The sequence below is a fragment of the Pseudomonas sp. TH49 genome, assembly GCF_016650625.1.
Lineage (GTDB): Bacteria > Pseudomonadota > Gammaproteobacteria > Pseudomonadales > Pseudomonadaceae > Aquipseudomonas > Aquipseudomonas fluorescens_H.
The window spans coordinates 122,481-143,901 of the sequence record NZ_JAEKFL010000002.1; the positions used below are offsets into that span (position 1 = coordinate 122,481).

Annotated in this window: 18 protein-coding genes; 11 read left to right on the forward strand and 7 right to left on the reverse strand. The window is 62.1% G+C overall.

From position 1 onward, the window contains the following. Nucleotides 1-53: 53 nt before the first annotated feature. Nucleotides 54-1,865: an ABC transporter ATP-binding protein gene (locus JFU48_RS17920; RefSeq protein WP_201137162.1), complete on the forward strand. Its 1,812-nt coding sequence runs from the start codon at nt 54-56 to the stop codon at nt 1,863-1,865. On the opposite strand, the gene JFU48_RS17925 is transcribed toward JFU48_RS17920, so the two are convergent. Next, entirely contained in the window at nt 1,862-2,806 is a 945-nt protein-coding gene (locus tag JFU48_RS17925) for an alpha/beta hydrolase (protein WP_201137163.1), read from the reverse strand. The two genes, JFU48_RS17920 and JFU48_RS17925, sit on opposite strands and share 4 nt — an antisense overlap. Nucleotides 2,807-2,915: 109 nt before the next feature. After that, on the reverse strand, nt 2,916-3,914 hold the full coding sequence (locus JFU48_RS17930; RefSeq protein WP_201137164.1) for an NAD(P)H-quinone oxidoreductase: 999 nt from the start codon (nt 3,912-3,914) through the stop codon (nt 2,916-2,918). Nucleotides 3,915-4,087: 173 nt separating this feature from the next. Between JFU48_RS17930 and JFU48_RS17935 the strand changes: the two genes are divergently transcribed. Next, nucleotides 4,088-4,963, forward strand: a complete 876-nt coding sequence (locus JFU48_RS17935; RefSeq protein ID WP_201137165.1) for a LysR family transcriptional regulator — start codon at nt 4,088-4,090, stop codon at nt 4,961-4,963. A gap of 249 nt (nt 4,964-5,212) precedes the next feature. Continuing rightward, on the forward strand, nt 5,213-5,629 hold the full coding sequence (locus JFU48_RS17940) for a hypothetical protein (protein ID WP_103483629.1): 417 nt from the start codon (nt 5,213-5,215) through the stop codon (nt 5,627-5,629). Between the two features lie 49 nt (nt 5,630-5,678). Here the strand turns inward: JFU48_RS17940 and JFU48_RS17945 are convergent, their stop codons facing one another. Further along, a complete protein-coding gene (locus tag JFU48_RS17945) occupies nt 5,679-6,401 on the reverse strand; it encodes a pirin family protein (RefSeq protein ID WP_201137166.1) in 723 nt (240 codons plus the stop codon). Between the two features lie 212 nt (nt 6,402-6,613). Between JFU48_RS17945 and JFU48_RS17950 the strand changes: the two genes are divergently transcribed. Both JFU48_RS17950 and JFU48_RS17955 read left to right on the forward strand, forming a co-directional pair. Further along, nucleotides 6,614-7,564: a GlxA family transcriptional regulator gene (locus JFU48_RS17950; RefSeq protein ID WP_201137167.1), complete on the forward strand. Its 951-nt coding sequence runs from the start codon at nt 6,614-6,616 to the stop codon at nt 7,562-7,564. Nucleotides 7,565-7,724: 160 nt separating this feature from the next. Beyond that, nucleotides 7,725-9,182, forward strand: coding sequence for an ATP-binding protein (locus JFU48_RS17955; protein WP_201137168.1), 1,458 nt, complete (start codon nt 7,725-7,727; stop codon nt 9,180-9,182). Here the strand turns inward: JFU48_RS17955 and JFU48_RS17960 are convergent. Together JFU48_RS17960 and JFU48_RS17965 are read right to left on the reverse strand one after the other, a co-directional pair. Then, nucleotides 9,138-11,954 (reverse strand): ATP-binding protein, encoded by a 2,817-nt coding sequence (locus JFU48_RS17960; RefSeq protein WP_201137169.1) that lies wholly within the window; start codon nt 11,952-11,954, stop codon nt 9,138-9,140. The two genes, JFU48_RS17955 and JFU48_RS17960, sit on opposite strands and share 45 nt — an antisense overlap. 134 nt (nt 11,955-12,088) lie before the next feature. Next, complete coding sequence (locus JFU48_RS17965) at nt 12,089-12,520, reverse strand: helix-turn-helix domain-containing protein (RefSeq protein ID WP_201137170.1); 432 nt, start codon at nt 12,518-12,520, stop codon at nt 12,089-12,091. A gap of 182 nt (nt 12,521-12,702) precedes the next feature. On the opposite strand from JFU48_RS17965, the gene JFU48_RS17970 reads away from it, so the two are divergent. From JFU48_RS17970 to ycaC, 5 genes are all read left to right on the forward strand, one after another. Further along, nucleotides 12,703-13,626, forward strand: a complete 924-nt coding sequence (locus tag JFU48_RS17970; RefSeq protein ID WP_201137171.1) for a LysR family transcriptional regulator — start codon at nt 12,703-12,705, stop codon at nt 13,624-13,626. 201 nt (nt 13,627-13,827) lie between these two features. Continuing rightward, nucleotides 13,828-14,244, forward strand: a complete 417-nt coding sequence (locus JFU48_RS17975; protein WP_103520179.1) for a DoxX family protein — start codon at nt 13,828-13,830, stop codon at nt 14,242-14,244. Further along, nucleotides 14,237-14,863 (forward strand): antibiotic biosynthesis monooxygenase, encoded by a 627-nt coding sequence (locus JFU48_RS17980; protein WP_003226324.1) that lies wholly within the window; start codon nt 14,237-14,239, stop codon nt 14,861-14,863. The genes JFU48_RS17975 and JFU48_RS17980 overlap by 8 nt, the downstream gene beginning before the upstream one ends. 31 nt (nt 14,864-14,894) lie before the next feature. Beyond that, entirely contained in the window at nt 14,895-16,733 is a 1,839-nt protein-coding gene (locus tag JFU48_RS17985) for an amidohydrolase (RefSeq protein ID WP_201137172.1), read from the forward strand. A 67-nt stretch (nt 16,734-16,800) separates the two neighbouring features. Next, nucleotides 16,801-17,424, forward strand: a complete 624-nt coding sequence (gene ycaC / locus JFU48_RS17990; protein WP_003226320.1) for an isochorismate family cysteine hydrolase YcaC — start codon at nt 16,801-16,803, stop codon at nt 17,422-17,424. Between the two features lie 192 nt (nt 17,425-17,616). Here the strand turns inward: ycaC and JFU48_RS17995 are convergent, their stop codons facing one another. After that, nucleotides 17,617-19,044, reverse strand: a complete 1,428-nt coding sequence (locus JFU48_RS17995; RefSeq protein ID WP_201137173.1) for a mechanosensitive ion channel family protein — start codon at nt 19,042-19,044, stop codon at nt 17,617-17,619. Nucleotides 19,045-19,251: 207 nt separating this feature from the next. Next, entirely contained in the window at nt 19,252-20,268 is a 1,017-nt protein-coding gene (locus JFU48_RS18000) for an alpha/beta hydrolase (protein ID WP_201137174.1), read from the reverse strand. 129 nt (nt 20,269-20,397) lie between these two features. Here JFU48_RS18000 and JFU48_RS18005 point away from each other — a divergent pair, with 129 nt between their 5' ends. After that, complete coding sequence (locus JFU48_RS18005) at nt 20,398-21,285, forward strand: LysR family transcriptional regulator (RefSeq protein WP_103483592.1); 888 nt, start codon at nt 20,398-20,400, stop codon at nt 21,283-21,285. The last annotated feature ends 136 nt before the right edge of the window (nt 21,286-21,421 follow it).

Here is a 21,421-nt window from a genome sequence, read left to right on the forward strand (position 1 = left end):
AAAACCTGCGGAGTACCATGACACCCTGTACTACCTGTCGAGCTTGATCTGCCATGCCTTTGATTTCCCGCTTCAACGCCCTGTTCGATCAGGCCCGGCGCGCCCTGTTGCTGGTCTGGGCGACATCACGCGGGTTGTTTCTGGGGTTGGTGCTGGCGACCCTGATTGCCGGCGTTCTGCCGGCGCTGGCTGCGTGGCTGGGCCAGCGCATTGTCGATGCGGTCGTGACGGCGATGCAGTTGCACGCGCAGCAGGGCGATGCGTCACTGTGGCCGGTGTTGCGTTATGTGCTGATGGAGGCGGGGGTATTGGCGCTGTTGTCCGGCACGCAACGGGCGCTCTCGGTGCAACAGTCGTTGCTGCGGGTGCAATTGGGGCAGAAGGTCAACACGCTGATTCTGGAGAAGGCGCAGACCCTGTCGCTGGTGCAGTTCGAGAATTCCGAGTTCTACGACAAACTGGTCCGCGTGCGCCGCGAAGCTTCGACCCGGCCGCTGGCGTTGGTGATGAAGTCGCTGGGGCTGATCCAGAACCTGATCATGTTGATCAGCTTCGGTGTGCTGCTGGTGCATTTTTCGCCGTGGGCGCTGGTATTACTGGTGATCGGCGCGTTGCCGGTGTTCTTTGCCGAGGCGCATTTTTCCGGCGACGCTTTCCGCTTGTTCACCCGCCGTGCGCCGGAGAGTCGGCAGCAAAATTACATCGAGACCTTGCTGTCCCATGAGGCCTATATCAAAGAGGTCAAGCTGTTCGGCTTCGCGCCGTTGCTGTTGCAGCGTTATCGGGACACCTTCGCCAAGCTCTACGCTGAGGATCGGCGCCTGACATTGCGTCGCGATGGTTGGGGCTTTGGTCTTGGATTGCTCGGCACCGGGGCGTTCTATCTGGCTTACGCCTGGGTGGTGATCGATGCCGTGAACGGCAATATCAGTCTCGGCCAGATGACCATGTACCTGGTGCTGTTCAAGCAGGGCCAGAGTGCGGTCAGCAGCAGCCTGAGTGCGATCAGCGGTTTGTATGAGGACGGTCTGTACTTGTCGAATCTGTACGAATACCTGGCCGAACCGGTGCTGGCTGATTCCGGTCACCTCACTGTCGGCGCGCAACCGGGCGATGGCCTGCGCTTTGAAAACGTCGGTTTCCGTTATCCCGGAGCAACCCGTGCAGCGCTGGAAGGTATCGACCTGCACTTGGTGCCGGGCAAGAGCGTGGCACTGGTGGGGGAGAATGGCTCAGGCAAGACCACGCTGATCAAATTGCTGACCCGCCTGTATCGACCGGATCAGGGGCGCATTCTGCTCGACGGCAGCGATTTGCAGGATTGGGAAGAGATCACCTTGCGTCGGCGTATCGGCGTGATTTTTCAGGACTACATTCGCTACCAGTTCACTGTGGGTGAAAACATCGGCGTGGGGGATACTTCGGCCTTCAACGAAGAACCGCGCTGGCACGCGGCAGCGGCTGAAGGCATGGCCGCGCCGTTCATCGAAGGGCTCGACCGCGGCTACGCCACGCAACTGGGTCGCTGGTTTGCCGGCGGTCAGGAGTTGTCGGGTGGGCAATGGCAGAAGATTGCCTTGTCCCGGGCCTATATGCGCCGCGATGCCGACATCCTGATCCTCGACGAACCGACCTCGGCGCTGGATCCGGCGGCGGAAGCGGCAGTGTTCGAGCATTTCAGCCAGCACACCGAGGGTCGCATGACCTTGCTGATCTCCCATCGCTTCTCCAGTGTGCGCAACGCCGATCAGATCATGGTGCTGGAGGCCGGACGGATACTGGAGCAGGGCGATCACGACAGCTTGATCGCCGCCGATGGTCACTATGCCAAGCTGTTTGATCTGCAGGCTCGCGGCTATCGCTAGGAGTCCTGTGCGCTGCGTGCCAGCGCGGGTCCTGCGACGTGGGGCGCGGGTTTGGACTGCATCAGCGCATCAATCGCCTTGCGATAATTCTGCCCGCCCAGCGCCATGCTGTTGTTGTGGGTGGCTCCCGGCACCAAGAGCAGTCGCTTTGGTTGTTGGGCGGCGTTGAACAGTTGCTCGCTGAAGCGCGGCGGCACAAACGCGTCGGCCATGCCGTGCACCACCAGCAGTGGCATGTGAATTTCGGCGATCTTGTCGATGGAGTCGAACTTCTGCGACAGCAGCCAGCGCACCGGTAGTGAAGTGTTGGCCACTGCGGCCGCCACGTCGGCGAGGGAGGTGAACGTCGACTCGATCACCAGGCCTTTGACCGGCAGCGGAGTATTGTCCCGAACGGCGTCCTGGCCGAGTTCGGCAGCCAGATCAATGGCCACGGCGCCCCCCAGCGAGTGACCGTAGATCAGGCGTTTGCTCGGGTCGGGCTGCAGCAGTTTGAAGCGTTCCCACGCCACACGAGCATCTTCGTACACGCTGCTTTCTGAAGGCAGATCACCCTTGCTCTGGCCGAAACCACGGTAGTCGATGGCCAGTACCGAGTAGCCGGCCGCGCGCAGTTGTTCGATACGGAACAGCTGCCCGGTGAGGTTCCAGCGCACGCCATGCAGATAGAGGATTGCCGGGGCATTGGCTTTTTCTGCCGGCCACCACCAGGCATGAATATTCTGCCCGGCCTTGAAGCTCTTGGGCTGCAAGTCGAGTTCCTGCACGCTGCCCGGCAAGCCGTGATACCAGCCGGCCGTGCCCGGTTGGATGCGAAACAGCAGTTTGCGCTCGGTGTGTTCGAGCACCGCGCAACTCGTCGGCACGCCAATGATCAGCGCAGCCATGCAGGCGAACGCCAGACGGCGACGACGCAAACGAGTCATGAAGGACAGGAACATTAAACGGTTCACCACAACGCAGACAAAGAAGGCTTTTTACCAGAAGCCTCCGCCTGCGCGTGACTTTTTCGACCGCCGTGTGCTTGCAACGATTACAAAATGCTGCGGCTCAGTCCACCCGCAGCACAATTTTGCCAATGTGATCGCCACCTTCCATGCGCGCATGCGCCTGGGCCGCATCGTTCAGTGAGTAGACCTTGTCGATGATCGGCAGGCAGCGCCCGGCGGCCAGCACCGGCCACACGTGTTCGCGCAGTTGCCCGGCAATTGCGGCCTTTTCCTCCGAGGTACGCGCACGCAGCAACGAACCCGTGATCACCGCGCGTTTGGCCATGATCGCCAGCAGGTCGACGTCGTTGGCCCGTCCGCCGCCGAGAAAGCCGAGCATTACCAGCCGGCCATCCATTGCCAATGCGCTGACATTACCGTTGAGGTACGAGGCACCCATGATATCGAGAACCGCGTTTACCCCTTGGCCTGCCGTCTTTTCGGCGATGACCGCGGCGAAGTCCTGCTCGCGATAATTGATCGGCTGGCCACCCAGTTCGCTGATGGCCGCGCATTTATCCGCGCTGCCGGCAGTGGCAAAGGCTTCGATGCCAAACTCGCGGCATAGCATCAACGCGGTGGTACCGATGCCGCTGGTGCCGCCGTGGATCAACACGCGCTGACCACGCTGGGCGTCGCCGAGGCCGAACAGGTTGGCCCACACGGTAAAGAAGGTTTCCGGGATGGCGGCGGCCTGCACCCAATCCAGACCATCGGGGATCGGCAGGGTTTGCCCGGCCGGGACGGTGCAGTACTCGGCGTAACCGCCACCGTTGGTCAGCGCGCACACCTTGTCGCCCACGGCAAACTCGCTGACGCCGGCGCCCAGCGCCACGACTTCGCCGGCCACTTCCAGGCCGGGGATCGGATTCATTCCGGGCTTCATCGGGTATTTGCCGGCACGTTGCAGGGCGTCGGGGCGGTTGATCCCGGCGGCATGCACGCGAATCAGCACTTCGCCGGCAGCGGCGACGGGCAGCGGCACGTGTTTGGCCTGCAAGACTTCGGGGCCACCGGGTTGGATGATTTCGATACGGGTCATTTCGCTGGGCAGTGTCATATCCGGTCCTGTTGCGTAGGTGGTCTGTAGGTGGGAGTTCAAAGGGGCGCCAATGATTCCCTGCAAAAGCATTTCAAGCTTGAGAACAGGGGTGAGGATATCGGCTATTGTTGCTGCTTTAGCGCAGCGTTTTGGCGGCACAGTGATGCAAATCTGCATCAACGGGGGATCAGATGAATTGGGATGACGCACGGGTATTTCTCGCGGTCTGTCGCGAGTCGACACTGCGCGGCGCAGCGCGGGTATTGGGTGTGGATCAAGCCACCGTCGGACGGCGGATTACTGCACTGGAAAAGTCCCTCAGCGCAACGTTGTTCCTGCGCACGTCTGACGGCTATGCGCTGACAGCCGTCGGTGAAGCGGCGCTCAGGTCCGTGGAGAAAATGGAGCATTCGGCGCTGGAGCTGGAGCGGCAGATCCAGGGGCTGGATGATCGCCTGACCGGCACGGTGCGGGTCAGCACCACCGATTCGCTGGCCATCGACTTCCTGATCCCGGCCATCGCCCGCCTGCATGAACTGCATCCGGACGTACGCGTGCAGTTGGACGCCTCCACGCAGATCCTCAGTCTGGCCAAGCGCGAGGCGGATATCGCCGTACGCAACACCCGGCCCGACAATCCGGACCTGATCGCCCGGCGCATCGCGCGCTGGCCAACGGGATTGTTCGCCTCAAAAGCTTACGTTGACGCCCACGGAGAACCTGAACCCGGCAGTGCTTTCGCCGGGCATGATCTGGTGGTTTATCAACCGTATCTGCAGAGCAACCGGGACCTGAACCTGGTGGGGGAGCCGATCAGCCGCGGACGAATCGTCGCCAGCCTCGGTTCCAGCCTGTTGATGCGTCGCTCGATTGCGGCGGGTATTGGTGTAGGAGAAATCCCGCTGTACATGGGCGAACGCGACGGTCTGGTCAGGCTCTGGCCGCAGCGTACCCGGCCGCAGCCGTATGAGGTGTGGCTGGTGACCCATGCGGACCTGCGTCATACCGCGCGGGTGAGGGCAGTGATCGAGCAGATCGTCGAGGTGTTTGCGTCGGAAAACGAGTAAGGCGCGTTTTCTCGGCGAACTCACAAGGTCTGACGAAATGGCCTACGCCGGACGCAGAATCCGCTGGCTTGTAGGCCGAAGGACCGGGGGCTATCGTACCCAAAGGCTGGTGCGAGGCCGCACGCTTGCACTGGAGTGACATACCACGGACGGTATCGGTAGCCCGATAAAGGTGTCGAATTGGAAGCCAGGGAATTCAGTCACTTTCAAAGCAGTGACATAACGGGTAACGGTCAGAGTACGCAAGTCATGGGCGCCATCAGTCGAGAAGAATTCAATGCCAGGATCGAGACCATCGAGACACGAATGGATGCTCGACTGGACGCGGTATCAATGAAAATTGACGGGTTTTTATCTGTTCAGGGAGAACGGGACAAAACTCAAGTCGAACGAGACAAACGCTACGACTTGATTACGCAAGAGATGCGCAGAATTGCCGACGGCGCGCAGGACGCAGCGAGGCAGGGCGCCACCGTCAAGGCCAATGTCTGGGCAGCAACGGCTGTCCAGTTACTTGGAATAGTCGCCATCGTCGTTGGGGCCTATTACGCCAACCAAGCCAACATGTACGTAGCGATACAAACCACCTTCGCGGCGGTCCAGGCGGGTAAGGATGCCCACACACTCAAATCGCCGGAGTTGCCAACGCCACTGCCACCGCAATAAAAAACGGCCTTCAAATGAAGGCCGTTTTTGCAGGCGTTAAACCCGTGCCTCATGGCATTTGCGGCAACTCCTGCGGCCGCAGATCAAACACCAGTACTTCGGCATCCACGCCGTTGCTCAAGGTCAGGGCCTGTTCTTCACGAACCCGCACACCGTCGCCTTCCTGCAACTGCACGCCGTTGAGTTCCACGTTGCCACGCGCCACATGCACGTAGGCATAACGGTTGGCCGGCAGTTTCAGCGTTGCGCTTTCCTGGCCGTCGAACAGGCCGGCGTAGACCCGTGCGTCCTGACGTACTTTCAGCGAGCCATCAGCGCCGTCCGGCGAGATGATCAGTTGCAGGCGGCCGCGTTTTTTCTGCGCACTGAAGTGCTCTTGCTGGTAGCGCGGCTTGGCACCGGCCACTTCCGGCACGATCCAGATCTGCAGAAAATGCACAGGCCGGGTGGCCGAATGGTTGAACTCGCTGTGGGCCACGCCGCTGCCGGCGCTCATCAGTTGCACATCACCGGGGCGGATCACCGAACCGGTGCCCAGGGTGTCCTTGTGCTCCAGCGCACCTTCAAGCACGTAGGAAAAGATCTCCATGTCGCGGTGTGGGTGCTGGCCGAAACCCTTGCCGGCCGCCACGCGGTCATCGTTGATCACCAGCAGGTCGGAAAAACCCTGTTCGCGCGGATCGCGGTAACTGGCAAAGGAAAAGGTGTGGAAGGACTTCAGCCAGCCATGATTGGCGAGGCCACGGTCGGAAGCTTTGCGAAGGGTCAGCATGATGGATTCTCCTTGCGGGACGTTGATTCGTCCGAGTGAGGAGAAGGTTACTGTTAAACGATGGATGCAATAAGTAGATGGAAATTGAAATACTGTCCCTCTCAGGTTGACAGTTTTGCGCAGTCGATCACGCATTCTTTTCGCCGCTCTCTACGCACTTGGCCATAATGCGAGGCTTGCTTCCTTTTCCTTGATTTCAGTGATGTTCACCCATGAAAACCGTGGCAATGGTGCTGTTTCCCGACTTTCTTCTGCTCGACATGGCCGGTCCCATGGAGGTGTTTTCGGTCGCCAATCGCTACTTGAAGCCCGAAGATCACTATCAACTGATTACCCTGGGCACTGAGCGCGGGATGCTGCGGGCGTCCAATGGTGTGCAGGTGCAGACCGACCGGCATATCGACGACCCGACCCAGGCCTTCGACCTGTTGCTGGTACCGGGTGGGCCGGGTGCCTATAACGAAAGACACCCGGCGCTGCTCGCCTGGCTGCGGCGCGCGGTGAGGCAGGCTGGTTGCTACGGTTCGATCTGCACCGGGGCCTTTGTGCTCGGGCATGCCGGTCTGCTCGACGGTTATCGCGTGACCACGCACTGGAACTACACCGAACGACTGATCAAGGCCTTCCCCGAGGCGCAGGTGGAGACCGACCGGATCTACACGGAAGACCGCAATCTGATTACCTCGGGGGGCGTGACCGCCGGTATCGATCTGGCGCTGGCCGTGGTCGCCCGGGATCATGGGAAAAAAGTCGCTCAGGACGTGGCCAAGGTTCTGCTGGTGGTGATGAAACGACAGGGCGGACAAGCACAGTTCAGTCCGTTGATGGCGGCAGTATCCCCCCAGGAAACCGCGATCACGCGGGTGCAGAACCATGTGCTGGAACACCTCGAAGAAGCCTTCACGGTCGAGCGCATGGCGGGTCTGGCGAACATGAGTACCCGGCACTTTGCGCGGCTGTTCGCGCGGGATGTGAGCATGACGCCGATGGAGTTTCTGCAAAACGCCCGGATCGATTGCGCACGTAATCTTCTGGAGACCACCGAGCTGCCGTTGAAGACCGTCGCCTATAAAAGTGGTTTCGGCAGTGTGCGGCACATGCGTTTTCTGTTCACTGAAAAGCTTGGTCTGACCCCGGCGCAATACCGCGAACAGTTCAGCTAGAGCGGTTGTGTCCGTCCGGTGCATCCGGATGTCCGTGTTGCGCCCCGTACGGAGGTTGTGCCGTTACCGGCGCCTGCCAAGATAAACGGCAACGCTTGGGAGGGAGAGGCACTGGACGCCGAGGGCATGCTGCCCGCGAGCACTGGCGCCGGAAAACGGCATGAACAGCCACAACGACTTACCCGCTGCATCGGTCCTGCATTTCGGGCCATACGCCTTTCATCTGCGCCAACGGTTGATCCTCGAAGGGGATCGACAGTTGCGCATGGGCGGGCGCGCCCTCGATATTTTGCAGGTGCTGGTCGAGCACGCTGGTCGAGTGGTGCGCAAGGAGCAGTTGATCGCCTGGGTGTGGCCGGACAGTGTGGTCGAAGAGATCAACCTGCGGGTGCACATCGCTGCGTTGCGCCGGGCGCTGGGCGATGGTGAAAACGGCCAGCGCTACATCGTCAATGTGCCGCAATGTGGTTACAGCTTTATCGCCCCGGTGCACGGCGACAGTGTCGCGCAAGTGGTATTCGAAACCCTGCAGGCGCCGCAACATAACCTGCCCGCACGCTTGACCCCGGTCATCGGCCGCGATTCGCTGGTCGGCAGCCTGGTGCGACAAATGCCGCTATGCCGGCTGATGACATTGACAGGCCCGGCGGGCATCGGCAAATCCACGGTGGCGCTGCGGGTGGCCGAGTTGCTGTTGCAGCATTATCGCGACGGTGTCTGGCACATCGACCTGTCCATTGCCGGTGATGCGCCGTCGTTGCTCGACTGTCTGCTGCACACTCTGGATACCTCGTTCGATACGTTAGCGTCGCGGCATGCCTTGCTGATCCTGGATAACGGCGAGCGACGTCGCGAATCATGCCGGGCGCTGGTGGAACGATTGCTGTTGGCGGCGCCACGGCTGACGCTACTGGTCACCAGTCGCGAACCGCTGCAAGCCCATCTCGAGACCCTGCAACCGATTGCGCCATTGACCTTCCCCAAGGCGTCGGCGCCGGCCAGTGTCGACGAACTCATGGGCTATTCGGCGGTGCAATTGCTGGTCAGCCGTGCGCGTGCCCGTCAGCACGATTTCCGCCTGCGCGAGCAGGATCTGCACACCGTGTGCGCGATCTGTCGGCGACTGGACGGTTTGCCGCTGGCCATCGAGCTGGCGGCAGCGCAAATCGATGCGCTGGCGCTGGTGGGCCTGCTAGCGCAACTGGGCAACGGTCTGCGCCTGCTCAGTCATGGCCGACGCACCGCGATGCCCCGGCATCAATCCATGAGCGCCGCGCTGGACTGGAGTTATCAGGATCTGCGTCCCTGTGAACGACGGGTATTGCAGCGCCTGTCGGTGTTCAACATGGCCTTCACCGCGGACGCTGCGCTGCGGGTCATTGACGGTGCGCATCTGCGGGCGGTGATTGAACGCCTGGCCGCCAAGTCATGGCTGACGATGGAGCGCGGTGGAGATTCGACGCGGTATCGGATGCTCAACACCCTTCGCTGTTATGTCCGCGAACAGCTGGAAACCAGCGCTGAACGGATGGAAAACCTGCAGCGTCATGTCCTGTACAGCGGACGAAATCGATCAAGCGCGGGCGGACAACTGGCCACGCAACGCGTCGAGCAGTAAGCGCACTTTGCGCAGGTCCGGGGTGGCATAGCCTTCGGTGAAGCGCTGGTAGATCGGGGTCAGCAGATCCAGTGCCTCGCGATGGCGTGATTGACGCTGCCACAGTTGAGCCAAAGACGTGGCGCTGCGTAGCTCCCAGGCCAATGCGCCCTGGGAGCGGGCGATGGCGAGAGCGTTTTGCAGGAGTTGTTCTGCCTGCTCGCTGAGGCGTCCCTGCGGACAACCCGCCTCATCCGCCAATAACCGCTCAGCCTCGGCCCGCAATACTTCAGCGGTGCTCCAGCCTGCCGCACCGCTGTGCGCCCGCTCCAGCAACGCATCATCGATATGCCGAGCATCGAGCGTGACCATCAGCTCCTTGATCAGCCCGTTATCCGCCGGAGCGTCGGGCTGGGCCAGATGGTTATCGATCACCTGCGCATAGTGCCGGCCCCAGCGATAGAACAGCAGCACCGAGTGCTTCTGCGCCTGCTCCAACAGCAGTTGCAACAGCGCGCGAGCGTTCTTGTCGTCGCCGTTGTAATGCGCGATCAGACAGCTGGCCAGCGCCAGGGTGTAGCAGATCGAAGTGCCGTGATTGATCTGCACCGCGATGTCCAGCGCCTGCCGAGCGGTGCGCCAAGCCTGTTCGGGAAACCCCTGCAGCCACAGCACCCGGGCAAGAATGGTCAGCGAAGCCACGCTTTGGTCGTACTGCACGCCGAAACCGTGGGTGAAGCGGTTGCGATAGCCACTGTGGGCCATGCGCTGGATCACTTGCTCGGCACTGACCCGCGCTTGCGGCTGGTCGCCGGCGAAGTGCAGGGCTAGGACGCGCAAGCGGTGAATGCTCAACGACAGCAGTGGCTCGTCGTGGCCGCCGAGACGATCGAACTGTTCGCTTTGCAGCAATGCCGCCTGGTAATGCCCGCAACTGAGATTGACCGCCAGGTGCCCGGAGATGGCACGCAACTGTCCGGCGACATCGTTTTGCTGTTGCGCCAATGCGTTGGCTTGAGTGAAGGCGTCGACAGTCTCCGGCGAACCGCCCCAGGTGTGGTAGCAGGCGCTGCCGAGTGCCAGTTGCAGGGCAATCTCCAGACGTGGGCAGGGTTGCTCGGCACCGCCGAGCAAGGTCAGTGCCTGGCGCACATGGTCGCCATATTCCTTGAGCAACGACAGCTCCTGCCACAACGCGGCCGACGTCGCTGTCAAACGGATGCCGAGATGGCGCGAGCCGTTGCCGTGCAAACTCCAGTCGAGGGCGGCGCGCAAGTCTTCCAGGCTTCGGGCATAGCGCTCGATCCATTGCGTGCTCGGAGTGCTTTCCCATTCGGTCTGCGCCTGCTCCATCAATGCCAGACAGCGTTCGGCGTGGCGTTCGCGCAGGGTTTCGTGCTCGCCGCTGTATTCGAGTTTTTCCCGGGCGTAATGGCGGGTCGTGTCGAGCAGGCGATAAAACACTTCTTCATCGCCAACATCCACATTCAGCAGCGATTTACCCACCAGTTGCGTGACCGACGCGAGTACCTGCGTCGGATCGATGTGCTGACCGACGATCACCGCCGCGGCCGATGCCAGGCTGAAGCTGCCGCGAAAGACCCCGAGGCGGCGCAGACAGGTCTGCTCGCAGGGGCTGAGCAGGTTGAAGCTCCAGTCCAGTGTGGCGTGCAATGTCTGGTGCCGCGCATGGCGCGGGTGGTTGCCCGCCGCCAGCGGGTGCAGATGGCCCTGCCATTGCTCCAGCAAACCGCTCAGGCCCAGGCTCTCGACCTGCGCTGCCGCCAGCTCCAGGGCCAGCGGAATACCGTCCAGGCGCCGACAGATTTCCATGGCCAGCGGTACGTCGGCGTCGCTCAGTTCAAAGTGTTCATGGGCGCCCATGGCCCGTTCGACGAACAGTTGCAGGGCAGCAAAACCCATCGCCTGCTGGCGATCAAGAACGGCCATCGCTGGCGGGCAATCGAGGGATTCCAGACGCTGCACGAACTCGCCTTCAGCGCGCAGGCTTTCACGGCTGGTGGCCAGAATGTGCACCTGCGGCGCGCCGCTCAGCAGGCTCTCGACGAGCAGCGCCACGGCATCGATCAGGTGCTCGCAATTGTCGATCACCAGCAGCATCTGCCGCTCGCGCAAATCGTTGATCACACCCGCCAGCGGCTCGCCGTCGTGCACTGCCAGATCAAGCAGGGTTGCCAGTTGCGAGGCGATCAGCGTCGGGTCGTTGAGCGGTGCCAGATCCAGCAGGCGGATGCCGTCGCGATAGCGTCCGAGCAACTGCTCGGCGACGCGCAGGGCGACGGTGGTCTTGCCGATTCCGCCGGGGCCGACCAGAGTGATGCAACGCTGTCGCGGCAGTTGCTGCATCAAATTGTCCACCAGTGGCTGGCGGCCGATCATCCGGGTATGGCGCAACGGCAAATTATGGCGTCCGGGTGCTGCCTCCAGCAGCCGTTGTCCGCTGACTTGCACCGTCAGCGGGGCAACGAAACTGTAGCCGCGCTGGGCCACGGTGACGATGTAGCGCTGGCCGGCCTGACCATCGCCCAGCGCCTTGCGCAGGGCGGCCATGTGTACTCGCAGATTGATGTCTTCGACGACACTGTCCGGCCACACGCCAGCGAGCAGTTGCTGCTTGCTCACCACTTCACCGGCATGCGCCAGCAGCATCAGCAGAATGTCCATGGCGCGCCGACCCAGGCGCAGCGGCTGGTCACCTTCCATGACCAGCCGCTGCCCGGTGTAGATCCGATAGGGGCCGAAGCCGATGGCCTGATTCGGGGAAAGACTCAACAGCACACTCCTGCGGTGATGCGGCGATCCTGGCAAATGAACGCTGCGTGAGGACGCAGATCGTCGGGTGCAAGGTATCGCAGCATATTCCTCAGGTTTGGCCATCAGTGCAACGCCGGGCTCCTGCGTAACGCTCAAAAGGTCATGGGCCGGGTCCGGGTGTCCTGGTTTTCACGCATGACCTGACAGCGCCAGGCGAACGGATTGATCCCTTCGCTGCGAGTAAACATGTGACAGAAATGTGCCTGATCGCAGAAGCCGCATTCCAGGCTGATCTGCGTCAGGCTCAGGCCCGTATGGCGGATCAGCAGCTTGGCGCGGGCGATGCGCTGTTCGCGGATCCAGTCCTGGGGTGCCTGGCCGGTGCTGGCCTTGAACGCCCGGGAGAAATGGCTGCGCGACAGCGAGCAGGCGCGTGCCAGCTCGGCCACTTCCAGGCTTTCTCCGAGGCGTTCGAGGATCAGTTGTTTGACCTGTCGCTCCCGTTGCGGGCTGAGGCCGCCGATGAGCGGCTTGCGGGGTTCGCTGGCAGGGGCGAGGGCGACTGATTGCTGTAAATGAGCCATGGCCAAAGTCCGTGTCGTGGGGGCAAAAAACAACGCTGCGCAGAGGCCTGCATTGTTAAGACGGGAGAGCCAGGCTGACGAGTTAATCGTTGTTAATTCGCAGGCCTGACCCGGATGCAAACCGCCGTTGATCGGGTAAAGTGCTCAGCACTTGCGACTGGTCATAGAAGGAATTGCCGCCCATGAACCGTAACGATCTGCGTCGCGTCGACATGAACCTGCTGGTGATTTTCGAAGCGCTGATGTTCGAAAAGAACCTGACCCGCGTTGCTGAAAAACTGTTCATGGGCCAGCCGGCAGTGAGCGCGGCGCTGGGACGTTTGCGCGACCTGTTCGATGATCCGTTGCTGCTGCGCAACGGTCGCAGCATGGAGCCGACCGCCCGCGCGCTGGCGATTCTGCAAGAGCTGCAACCGGCGATGGACGTGATCTCCGGCGCGGTCAGCCGGGCCAAGGAGTTCGACCCGGCGAGCAGTTGCGACGTGTTCCGCATCGGCCTGTCGGATGACGCCGAGTTCGGCCTGTTTCCGCCGCTGCTGCGACAGCTCCAGCAAGAAGCACCGGGGATTGTCGTGGTGGTGCGCCGCGCCAACTATCTGTTGATGCCGGCGCTGCTGGCGTCCGGGGAAATCTCGGTCGGGGTCAGTTACACCACCGATCTGCCGGCCAACGCCAAGCGCAAGAAACTGCGCGACATTCCCTGCAAGGTTTTGCGCGGCGACGACCGTCCCGGGCCGCTGACACTGGACGAATACTGCGAGCGCCCGCACGCGATGGTGTCGTTCTCCGGCGACCTGAGCGGCAATATCGACCTGGATCTGGCCAAGCTCGGCCGGCGGCGGCGCGTGGTGCTCGGTGTGCCGCAGTTCAGCGGTTTGCGCGCGTTGCTCGCCGGCACCGAAATGATTGCCACCGTGCCGGACTACGCCGCGTGTGCGCTGGTCGAAGGCTGCAACCTGCGCGCCGAAGATCCACCGTTTCCGATCGACGCCGCGCAGCTGTCGATGGCGTGGAGCGGGGTGCACGACAACGACCCGGCCGAGCGCTGGCTGCGCTCGCGAATCAGCCAGTTCATGGCGGCGCCGCTGGATATCCCGATTGCTTGAGCACACCGCAAACCCGCTGTAGGAGTGAGCCTGCTCGCGAAGATACCTCCACAGTCACCATTGTTGGCGCCTGACACAGCGCATCGCGAGCATGCTCACTCCTACAGAAGTCCGGATGGCCTGAAAGAGAGCACATCCATTCAATTTCCCACCGCCCGCACCGAGCATGATTCACCCCGATAAGAAATAAAGGGTGGGGTCATGAACGCTTTGCAAAGGGATGAACGGGCGCGCGACGCCGGTTTGCTGTTTCTGCGGGTCAGCGGCGGATTGTTTCTGCTGTGGGTCCACGGCTTGCCCAAGCTGTTGAATTTCAATGCGCAATTGCAGCAGATCGAAGACCCGTTTCATCTAGGGGCGCACCTGACCCTCAGCCTGGCGATTTTCGCCGAAGTGCTCTGCCCGCTACTGATCGTCGCCGGGGTGCTGGCGCGATTGGCTTGCTTGCCTATTCTTTTTGTTCTGCTGGTGGCGCTGCTGGTCGTGCATCCGCAATGGAGTGTGGCCGAGGGGCAATTCGGCTGGTTGCTGTTGATCCTGTTCGCCACTGTGTTTATCGCCGGGCCGGGACGCCTGGCGCTCAATGTCCGTCTGCCCGGAGTGCTGCGTTATGCCTGAAGCCCTGAGTCCAAAAGCACCGGGGGTCGGTGAGACCGTGACCCTGATCGTCAAGCATCGGGTCAAGGCCGGATTCGAACAGCCTTACGAGGCGTGGTTGCGCAACATCGTCAGGGTCGCCGGGCAGCGCGACGGCCACCTCGGGGTTGACGTGGTGCGCGGCAAGCTCAAAGGCCTCGACACCTACACCTGCGTGCTGCGCTTTTGCTCCACCGAGGCCATGCAGCTGTGGCTGGAGTCGCCGCAGCGTCAGGCGCTGGTGGATGAAGCGGCGCCGATGCTCGCCGATGGCGACCAGACCGAAGTCGCGCCGGTCAACGAATTCTGGTTCGCACCACTGGCCGATGCCGCCAAGCCGCCGCCGCGCTGGAAACAAGCAGTGATCACCCTACTGGTGATTCTGCCGCACACGCTGCTGGTGCCGCTGATCTGGGGGCCGCTGCTCAAGCTGCATCCGCTGCTTTCCAACTACGTGGTCGCCACGTTCCTGATCACCCTGACCATCGTCCTGTCGGTGGTGTACGTGTTCATGCCCCGCGTGACCCGGTTGTTCGCGCCGTGGCTGGAAGCCGGTCAGGCCCATGCTCACGTCGAGCCCGCGAAACAGCCGTCACGCTGAACCCCATTCATTTCTCTCGAAAGGAACTGCGATGAACGCCGATCTGATTCTGTTCAATGGCCAATTTCATACCGTAGACCGCAGCAAACCGCTGGCCAGTGCGGTGGCGATCAAGGACGGACGCTTTGTCGTCGTCGGTAACGACACCCAAGCCATGGCCCTGCGTGGTTCGGCCACGCAAGTGATCGACCTGCACGGGCGCTGCGTGATCCCCGGCCTCAACGACTCGCACCTGCACCTGATCCGTGGCGGCCTGAACTACAACCTCGAACTGCGTTGGGAAGGCGTGCCGTCGCTGGCCGATGCGCTGCGCATGCTCAAGGAGCAGGCCGACCGCACGCCGACCCCGCAATGGGTGCGCGTGGTGGGTGGCTGGAACGAATTCCAGTTCGCCGAAAAACGCATGCCGACCCTCGAAGAACTCAACCAGGCGGCACCGGACACCCCGGTATTTGTCCTGCACCTGTACGACCGCGCGCTGCTCAACCGTGCCGCCCTGCGCGTCGCCGGTTACACCCGCGACACGCCGAACCCGCCGGGCGGCGAGATCGTCCGCGATGCCAACGGCAACCCGACCGGCATGCTGGTGGCAAAACCCAACGCGATGATTCTGTACTCGACGCTGGCCAAGGGGCCGAAGCTGCCGCTGGAATATCAGGTCAACTCGACCCGTCAGTTCATGCGCGAACTCAATCGCCTCGGCCTGACCAGTGCGATCGATGCCGGCGGAGGTTTCCAGAACTATCCGGATGACTATCAGGTGATCGAGCAACTGGCCAAGGATGACCAGTTGACCGTGCGCATCGCCTACAACCTGTTCACCCAGAAACCGAAAGAAGAACTCAGCGATTTCCAGAACTGGACCGGCAGCGTCAAGTTGCACCAGGGCGACGATTACCTGCGGCACAACGGCGCCGGCGAGATGCTGGTGTTCTCCGCCGCCGATTTCGAAGACTTCCTCGAACCGCGCCCGGACCTGCCGCAGACCATGGAGCAAGAGCTGGAACCGGTGGTGCGCCATCTGGTCGAGCAGCGCTGGCCGTTCCGCTTGCACGCCACTTACAACGAATCGATCAGCCGCATGCTCGACGTGTTCGAGAAGGTCAATCGCGACATTCCATTCAATGGTCTGCCGTGGTTCTTCGACCACGCCGAAACCATCACCCCGCAGAACATCGAGCGGGTGAGGGCGCTGGGCGGCGGCATCGCGATTCAGGATCGCATGGCGTTCCAGGGTGAATACTTCGTCGACCGCTACGGCGCGAAAGCCGCCGAAGCCACGCCGCCGATCAAACGCATGCTCGCCGAAGGCGTGCCAGTAGGCGCCGGCACCGATGCCACGCGGGTGTCCAGCTACAACCCGTGGACCTCGCTGTACTGGATGGTCAGCGGCCGCACCGTCGGCGGTCTGGCCTTGTACGAAGAAGGTCTGCCGCGCACTACCGCACTGGAACTGTTCACCCACGGCAGCGCCTGGTTCTCCTCCGAGCAGGGCAACAAGGGCCAGATCAAGGTCGGGCAACTGGCGGATCTGGCGGCGCTGAGCGCGGACTTTTTCCATGTCGAGGAAGAAGCAATCAAGTGGATCGAGTCGGTGCTGACCGTGGTCGGCGGCAAGATCGTCTACGCCGCCGGCGATTTCGAAGACCTCGGCCCCCGCTCAATCCCCGTGCTGCCGGACTGGTCGCCGGTGGTCAAGGTGCCGGGCCACTGGCGGCCGAACTCGCCGTTGCAGGCGCAAGTGCACCAGTGTGTCGGTGCCTGCGCGGTGCACTCGCACAGCCATGGAAAGGCTCGACTGTCGAACGCACCGGTCAGCGACTTCGCCGGTTTCTGGGGCGCGTTCGGCTGCTCCTGCTTCGCTTTCTGATCCCTACAAAAAAGCGCCGGCCAACCGGCACGGCGCTTCTTGCAACATCCACCCCAAGGAGTTTCCCATGAGCGTTCCCTACAAGCGTCTGAACAAAGATGATGCGGTCGTGCTGCTGGTCGATCACCAGACCGGTCTGATCTCGCTGGTGCAGGATTTCACCCCCAACGAGTTCAAGAACAACGTGCTGGCACTGGGCGACATCGCCAAGTTCTTCAAGCTGCCGACCATCCTCACTACCAGTTTTGACGCCGGTCCGAACGGCCCGATCGTGCCTGAGCTGCGCGAGCAATTCCCGGACGCGCCGTTCATTCAGCGTCCAGGCCAGATCAATGCCTGGGACAACGAAGACTTCGTCAAAGCGATCAAGGCTACCGGCCGCAAGCAATTGATCATCGCCGGTGTGGTGACCGACGTGTGCGTGGCGTTCCCGACCTTGTCAGCCATTGCCGAAGGTTATGAAGTGTTCGTGGTCACCGACTCGTCCGGCACTTTCAACACCACTGTGCAGCAGGCGGCGTGGGCGCGGATGTCGGCGGCCGGTGCCCACCTGCTGAACTGGTTCTCGGTGGCTTGCGAGCTGCAGGGTGACTGGCGCAACGACATGGAAGGCCTGGCGCATCTGCTGTCCGAGCGCCTGCCGAACTACCGCAACTTGATCAACAGCTACACCAAGTTCACGGCCAAGTGATGCCTGAAGCCCCTCACCCTAGCCCTCTCCCAGAGGGAGAGGGGACTGACCGAGGGGTTTGTTCGCGATACGCCGACCTGCAATACCGAGCCGATCTCCGAAATTGAAGTACACGGAGATCGGCTCCCTTTCCCCCTCGCCCCCTTGGGGGAGAGGGTTGGGGTGAGGGGGGCTCTTGATCTTGCTCTCGCATCAGCGCTTTTGCAGCCAACCCAAAAAACCACCCTTGTGTACCGCCGCCGGTTTCGCCATCAGCGCCAGCCGACTGCTCTGCTGTCGCACGGCCTGCAATTTGTTCAGCGCCTGGCCGACTTCGCTGCGCTGCGCCATGCATTGACGCGCCAGGGTTTTGTCGAGGCGGTAGATGATGCTCGAAGTCAGCGCGGTGAACGTGGCTTGCGACGGCGTATCGGCGAGGATGCTCTGTTCGCCCATGACCTCGCTCGGCCCCATGCGCCCGGCCTCGGTCTGGCCGTTGCCATCGGGCACGGTCGCACTGACCACGCCGGTGGCGATGACAAACAGACTGTCGGGGACTTCATCCAGATCCAGCACCACCTGACCAGCCACGTACTGCTGCGCGACCATCGATTCGGCGAGGCGATCACGTTCTTCATGGCTCAGCGAGCGAAAGACTTTCACTTCATCGAGCAACGCGCGGGCGCGGGTCGAGGGTTCGATCACGCCATCCGGATGCCGGGAAATACCTGCGGCTTCGAGATGCCGGTGGGCGAGGTCGAACAGTTGATTGCGCACTTCGCCTTTGTTGCTCAGTTCACTGATGAAACCGCTGGCGACATACTCCGACATCTCCTCACCGGCCTCTTTCAACACGGCTTTGGGCGGCGGATTGAGCAGCAGGCTGCTGCTGCCTTGCAGGGTGCGGTCGAGAGCGTCGAGCACCCGTCGTGGGCGAATGTGATTCGGCACCTTGATGCTGATCGAGACGCCGTGCAGGTTGCTCGGACGACTGAGATTGACGATCTTCGCCTTGGCCGCCACCGAGTTCGGCACTACCGCCAGGGTGCCGGTGCTGGTCAGCAGATGCGTGGCGCGCCAGTCGATGTCGAGCACCTTGCCCTCGACACCGTCGATCACCACGAAGTCGTCGACCTGATACGGTTTGGTGGTGTTGAGCACGATCCCCGAGAACACGTCGCTCAAGGTGCTTTGCAGCGCCAGACCGACGACGATCGCCACCACCCCGGAGGTCGCCAGCAAACCTTTGACCGGCAGCTCCAGCACGTAACCGGCGGCCGCGACGATCGCTGCCAGAAACACCAGCGCGCCGATCACGTCCTGCAACAGCCGACCGCTGTGCCCGATGCGCCGCATCAGCGCCAGGCCGATCACTTCGGTCAATACACGCGCGGCGTACAGCCACCAGACAATTCCCAGTGCTGTTGCGCCCAGTTGCATCACCGGGTCATCGGCGAACAACGGCGCCTGCAACGGGCTGATCTCGGCGTTGATGATCAGTGCGCTGAAACCAAGGAACAGCGCCAGGCGAATACCGACTCTCGGTGCGCGATGCTGGAACGGGGCGAGGTGCCAGAGCAACGCGTCGAGCAGCAGCAGGGCGGCGCTCCAGGACAGTGGGTGGGTGAGGAGGATGGACATGGCGATCTCCGGAACTGCATGAACGTTGGTGTTGAAGAGGCTTTTGTGGTGAGGGGATTCATCCCCGATGGACTGCGCAGCAGTCCCCTGCCTTTCTGGTTGGCAGCGGGGTCGCTTCGCAACCCATCGGGGATGAATCCCCTCACCACAAGGGTTCCTGCAGGCAAAAAACTCGCCGCACCGTCAGGTGTGGCGAGGGAGGGGGCCTCAGTTCAGATGCGTCTTCAACTCCGCCGCCGCCTGCCGCACGGCCGCTTTCACTTCCGGAATCTGACTCAGCGGATTGAGCAAGCCAAAGTCATGAATCATCCCGTTGTAACGCACCGAGGTCACCGCCACGCCGGCCGCATCCAGATGCCGTGCGTAGCCTTCGCCTTCATCCCGCAACACGTCGAATTCGGCGGTCTGCACCAGCGCGGCGGGCAGGCCCTTGAGCTGGTCGCTGCTGGCGTTGAGCGGCGAGGCGTGGATCTGCGCACGCTCGGCCGGGTTGGTGGTGTAGTTGTCCCAAAACCATTGCATCATGCCCTTGGTGAGGAAGTGGCCTTCGGCAAATTGCTGGTACGAGCCGTCGTCGAACTGCGCGTTGGTCACCGGCCACATCAGCAGCTGGAAGCGCAGGGCCGGGCTCTGCTTTTCTTTGGCCATCAGCGCCACGACCGCCGCCATGTTGCCGCCGACGCTGTTGCCGGCCACCGCCAGACGCTTGCCGTCGACGCCAATGTCCTTGCCATGCTCAGCCACCCATTGGGTCGCCGCGTAGGCCTGGTTGATCGCTGTCGGGTACTGCGCTTCCGGCGACGGCGTGTAATCGACGTACACCGCGACCGCTCCAGAACCGACCACCAGATCGCGAATCAGGCGCTGGTGCGTCGGGTAATCGCCCAACACCCAACCGCCGCCGTGGAAGAACATGAACACCGGCAACTCGCCTTTGACCTTGGCTGGACGCACCACTTTGAGGTGGATCGTCTGGCCATCGACGGTGATCGCCTTGTCGCTGACTTCAACTCCGGACAGATCAACCTTCACCGAGGCCTGAGCGCCAGTCAGCACTGCACGGGCATCCTTCGGGCTCAGTTGCTCCAGCGGTTTGCCACCGCCGGCGGCGAGGGCTTCGAGGAAGGCCTGGGTGTTGTGTTCGACACCCGGGCTGCCAGCCGCGAGAGCATTGCCGACGGAGAGGGCGAGAAGGGATGCGGTCAGGGTCTTTTTGATGTTCATGCTCAATTCCTTTTTCGAAAGTTTTTGGTGTTGTGTCGGGCTGTTCTCAAACCGTGAACACAGATTAATGAGCTGTCGAAAAGTGAAAAAGCGGCTATAAAGCGTTTGACTGTCTACCAGAGAGTGACAATGAACCCGTTCGAAGACATGCGTATTTTTTGCCAGGTCATGGACTCCGGCAGCTTCACTGCCGCGGCCGATCAGTTGGGCCTGTCCAAGCAGTTCGTCAGCCGCCGTTTGATGCAGCTCGAAGAGCGCCTCGGTGTGCGCTTGTTGAACCGTTCCACCCGGCGCCTCGACGTCACGCCACTGGGCCAGAGCTACTATGAATCGGCGCTGCGCCTGCTGGGCGAAGTGGAACAGGTCGAGCAGGGCATCGCCGGGCAGACCGCCGAGCCGCGCGGTACGATTCGCGTCAGTGCACCGCTGTCGTTTGCCGTGGCGCATCTGGGATGCCTGCTGCCGCTGTTCCTGCAGCGCTATCGCGAGGTCACCGTGGAAGTGGATTTGAGCGACCGTCCGGTGGACCTGCTCGGCGAAGGCTACGACCTGGCGCTGCGCATCGGTGTGCTGGAAGACTCGACGTTGATTGCGCGGCGCATCGCCGCCATCGAACGGGTGTACTGCGCCAGCCCGGCGTATCTGGCCGAACGCGGTACGCCGCTCAATCCCGAAGACCTGCACAGCCACGACTGTCTGCCGTACGGCCACGGTCGTTCGGTGCAGTGGCGCTTCAATGCGGGGCAGGGCAAGCCGCTGCTGGTCAACGTCACCGGGCGCATGCGGGTGAACAACGGCGAGTTGCTGCGCGATGCGGCGGTGCAGGGGATGGGGATTACCTATCTGCCGACGTTCATCGTTGGCGCGGCGCTGAAGGATGGGCGACTGGTGCCGGTCCTCGACGATTACCGCACTGAACCGCTGACCTTGTCCGCGGTGTATCCGCAACATCGCCAGGCTTCGCGCCCGGTGCAGGCGCTGGTCGAATTCCTGCGTGAACGTCTCAACCAAATGTGACCACGCCAAAAGTGTGGGAGCGGGCTTGCTCGCGAAGAGGTCGTGTCAGTCGATATCCATGTTGACGGATACACCGCCTTCGCGAGCAAGCCCGCTCCCACAATGGCACTGTGGGTTGGCTTACAAGTTCGCAACA

What these genes read in the sequence shown, in the direction of transcription:
- JFU48_RS18000 (WP_201137174.1), bottom strand. Translation starts at nt 20,268, where the DNA reads ATGAACATCAAAAAGACCCTGACCGCATCCCTTCTCGCCCTCTCCGTC.
- JFU48_RS17980 (WP_003226324.1), top strand. Translation starts at nt 14,237, where the DNA reads ATGCCTGAAGCCCTGAGTCCAAAAGCACCGGGGGTCGGTGAGACCGTG.
- JFU48_RS17925 (WP_201137163.1), bottom strand. Translation starts at nt 2,806, where the DNA reads ATGTTCCTGTCCTTCATGACTCGTTTGCGTCGTCGCCGTCTGGCGTTC.
- JFU48_RS17970 (WP_201137171.1), top strand. Translation starts at nt 12,703, where the DNA reads ATGAACCGTAACGATCTGCGTCGCGTCGACATGAACCTGCTGGTGATT.
- JFU48_RS17995 (WP_201137173.1), bottom strand. Translation starts at nt 19,044, where the DNA reads ATGTCCATCCTCCTCACCCACCCACTGTCCTGGAGCGCCGCCCTGCTG.
- ycaC (WP_003226320.1), top strand. Translation starts at nt 16,801, where the DNA reads ATGAGCGTTCCCTACAAGCGTCTGAACAAAGATGATGCGGTCGTGCTG.
- JFU48_RS17950 (WP_201137167.1), top strand. Translation starts at nt 6,614, where the DNA reads ATGAAAACCGTGGCAATGGTGCTGTTTCCCGACTTTCTTCTGCTCGAC.
- JFU48_RS17935 (WP_201137165.1), top strand. Translation starts at nt 4,088, where the DNA reads ATGAATTGGGATGACGCACGGGTATTTCTCGCGGTCTGTCGCGAGTCG.
- JFU48_RS18005 (WP_103483592.1), top strand. Translation starts at nt 20,398, where the DNA reads ATGAACCCGTTCGAAGACATGCGTATTTTTTGCCAGGTCATGGACTCC.
- JFU48_RS17965 (WP_201137170.1), bottom strand. Translation starts at nt 12,520, where the DNA reads ATGGCTCATTTACAGCAATCAGTCGCCCTCGCCCCTGCCAGCGAACCC.
- JFU48_RS17985 (WP_201137172.1), top strand. Translation starts at nt 14,895, where the DNA reads ATGAACGCCGATCTGATTCTGTTCAATGGCCAATTTCATACCGTAGAC.
- JFU48_RS17930 (WP_201137164.1), bottom strand. Translation starts at nt 3,914, where the DNA reads ATGACACTGCCCAGCGAAATGACCCGTATCGAAATCATCCAACCCGGT.
- JFU48_RS17945 (WP_201137166.1), bottom strand. Translation starts at nt 6,401, where the DNA reads ATGCTGACCCTTCGCAAAGCTTCCGACCGTGGCCTCGCCAATCATGGC.
- JFU48_RS17975 (WP_103520179.1), top strand. Translation starts at nt 13,828, where the DNA reads ATGAACGCTTTGCAAAGGGATGAACGGGCGCGCGACGCCGGTTTGCTG.
- JFU48_RS17940 (WP_103483629.1), top strand. Translation starts at nt 5,213, where the DNA reads ATGGGCGCCATCAGTCGAGAAGAATTCAATGCCAGGATCGAGACCATC.
- JFU48_RS17955 (WP_201137168.1), top strand. Translation starts at nt 7,725, where the DNA reads ATGAACAGCCACAACGACTTACCCGCTGCATCGGTCCTGCATTTCGGG.
- JFU48_RS17920 (WP_201137162.1), top strand. Translation starts at nt 54, where the DNA reads ATGCCTTTGATTTCCCGCTTCAACGCCCTGTTCGATCAGGCCCGGCGC.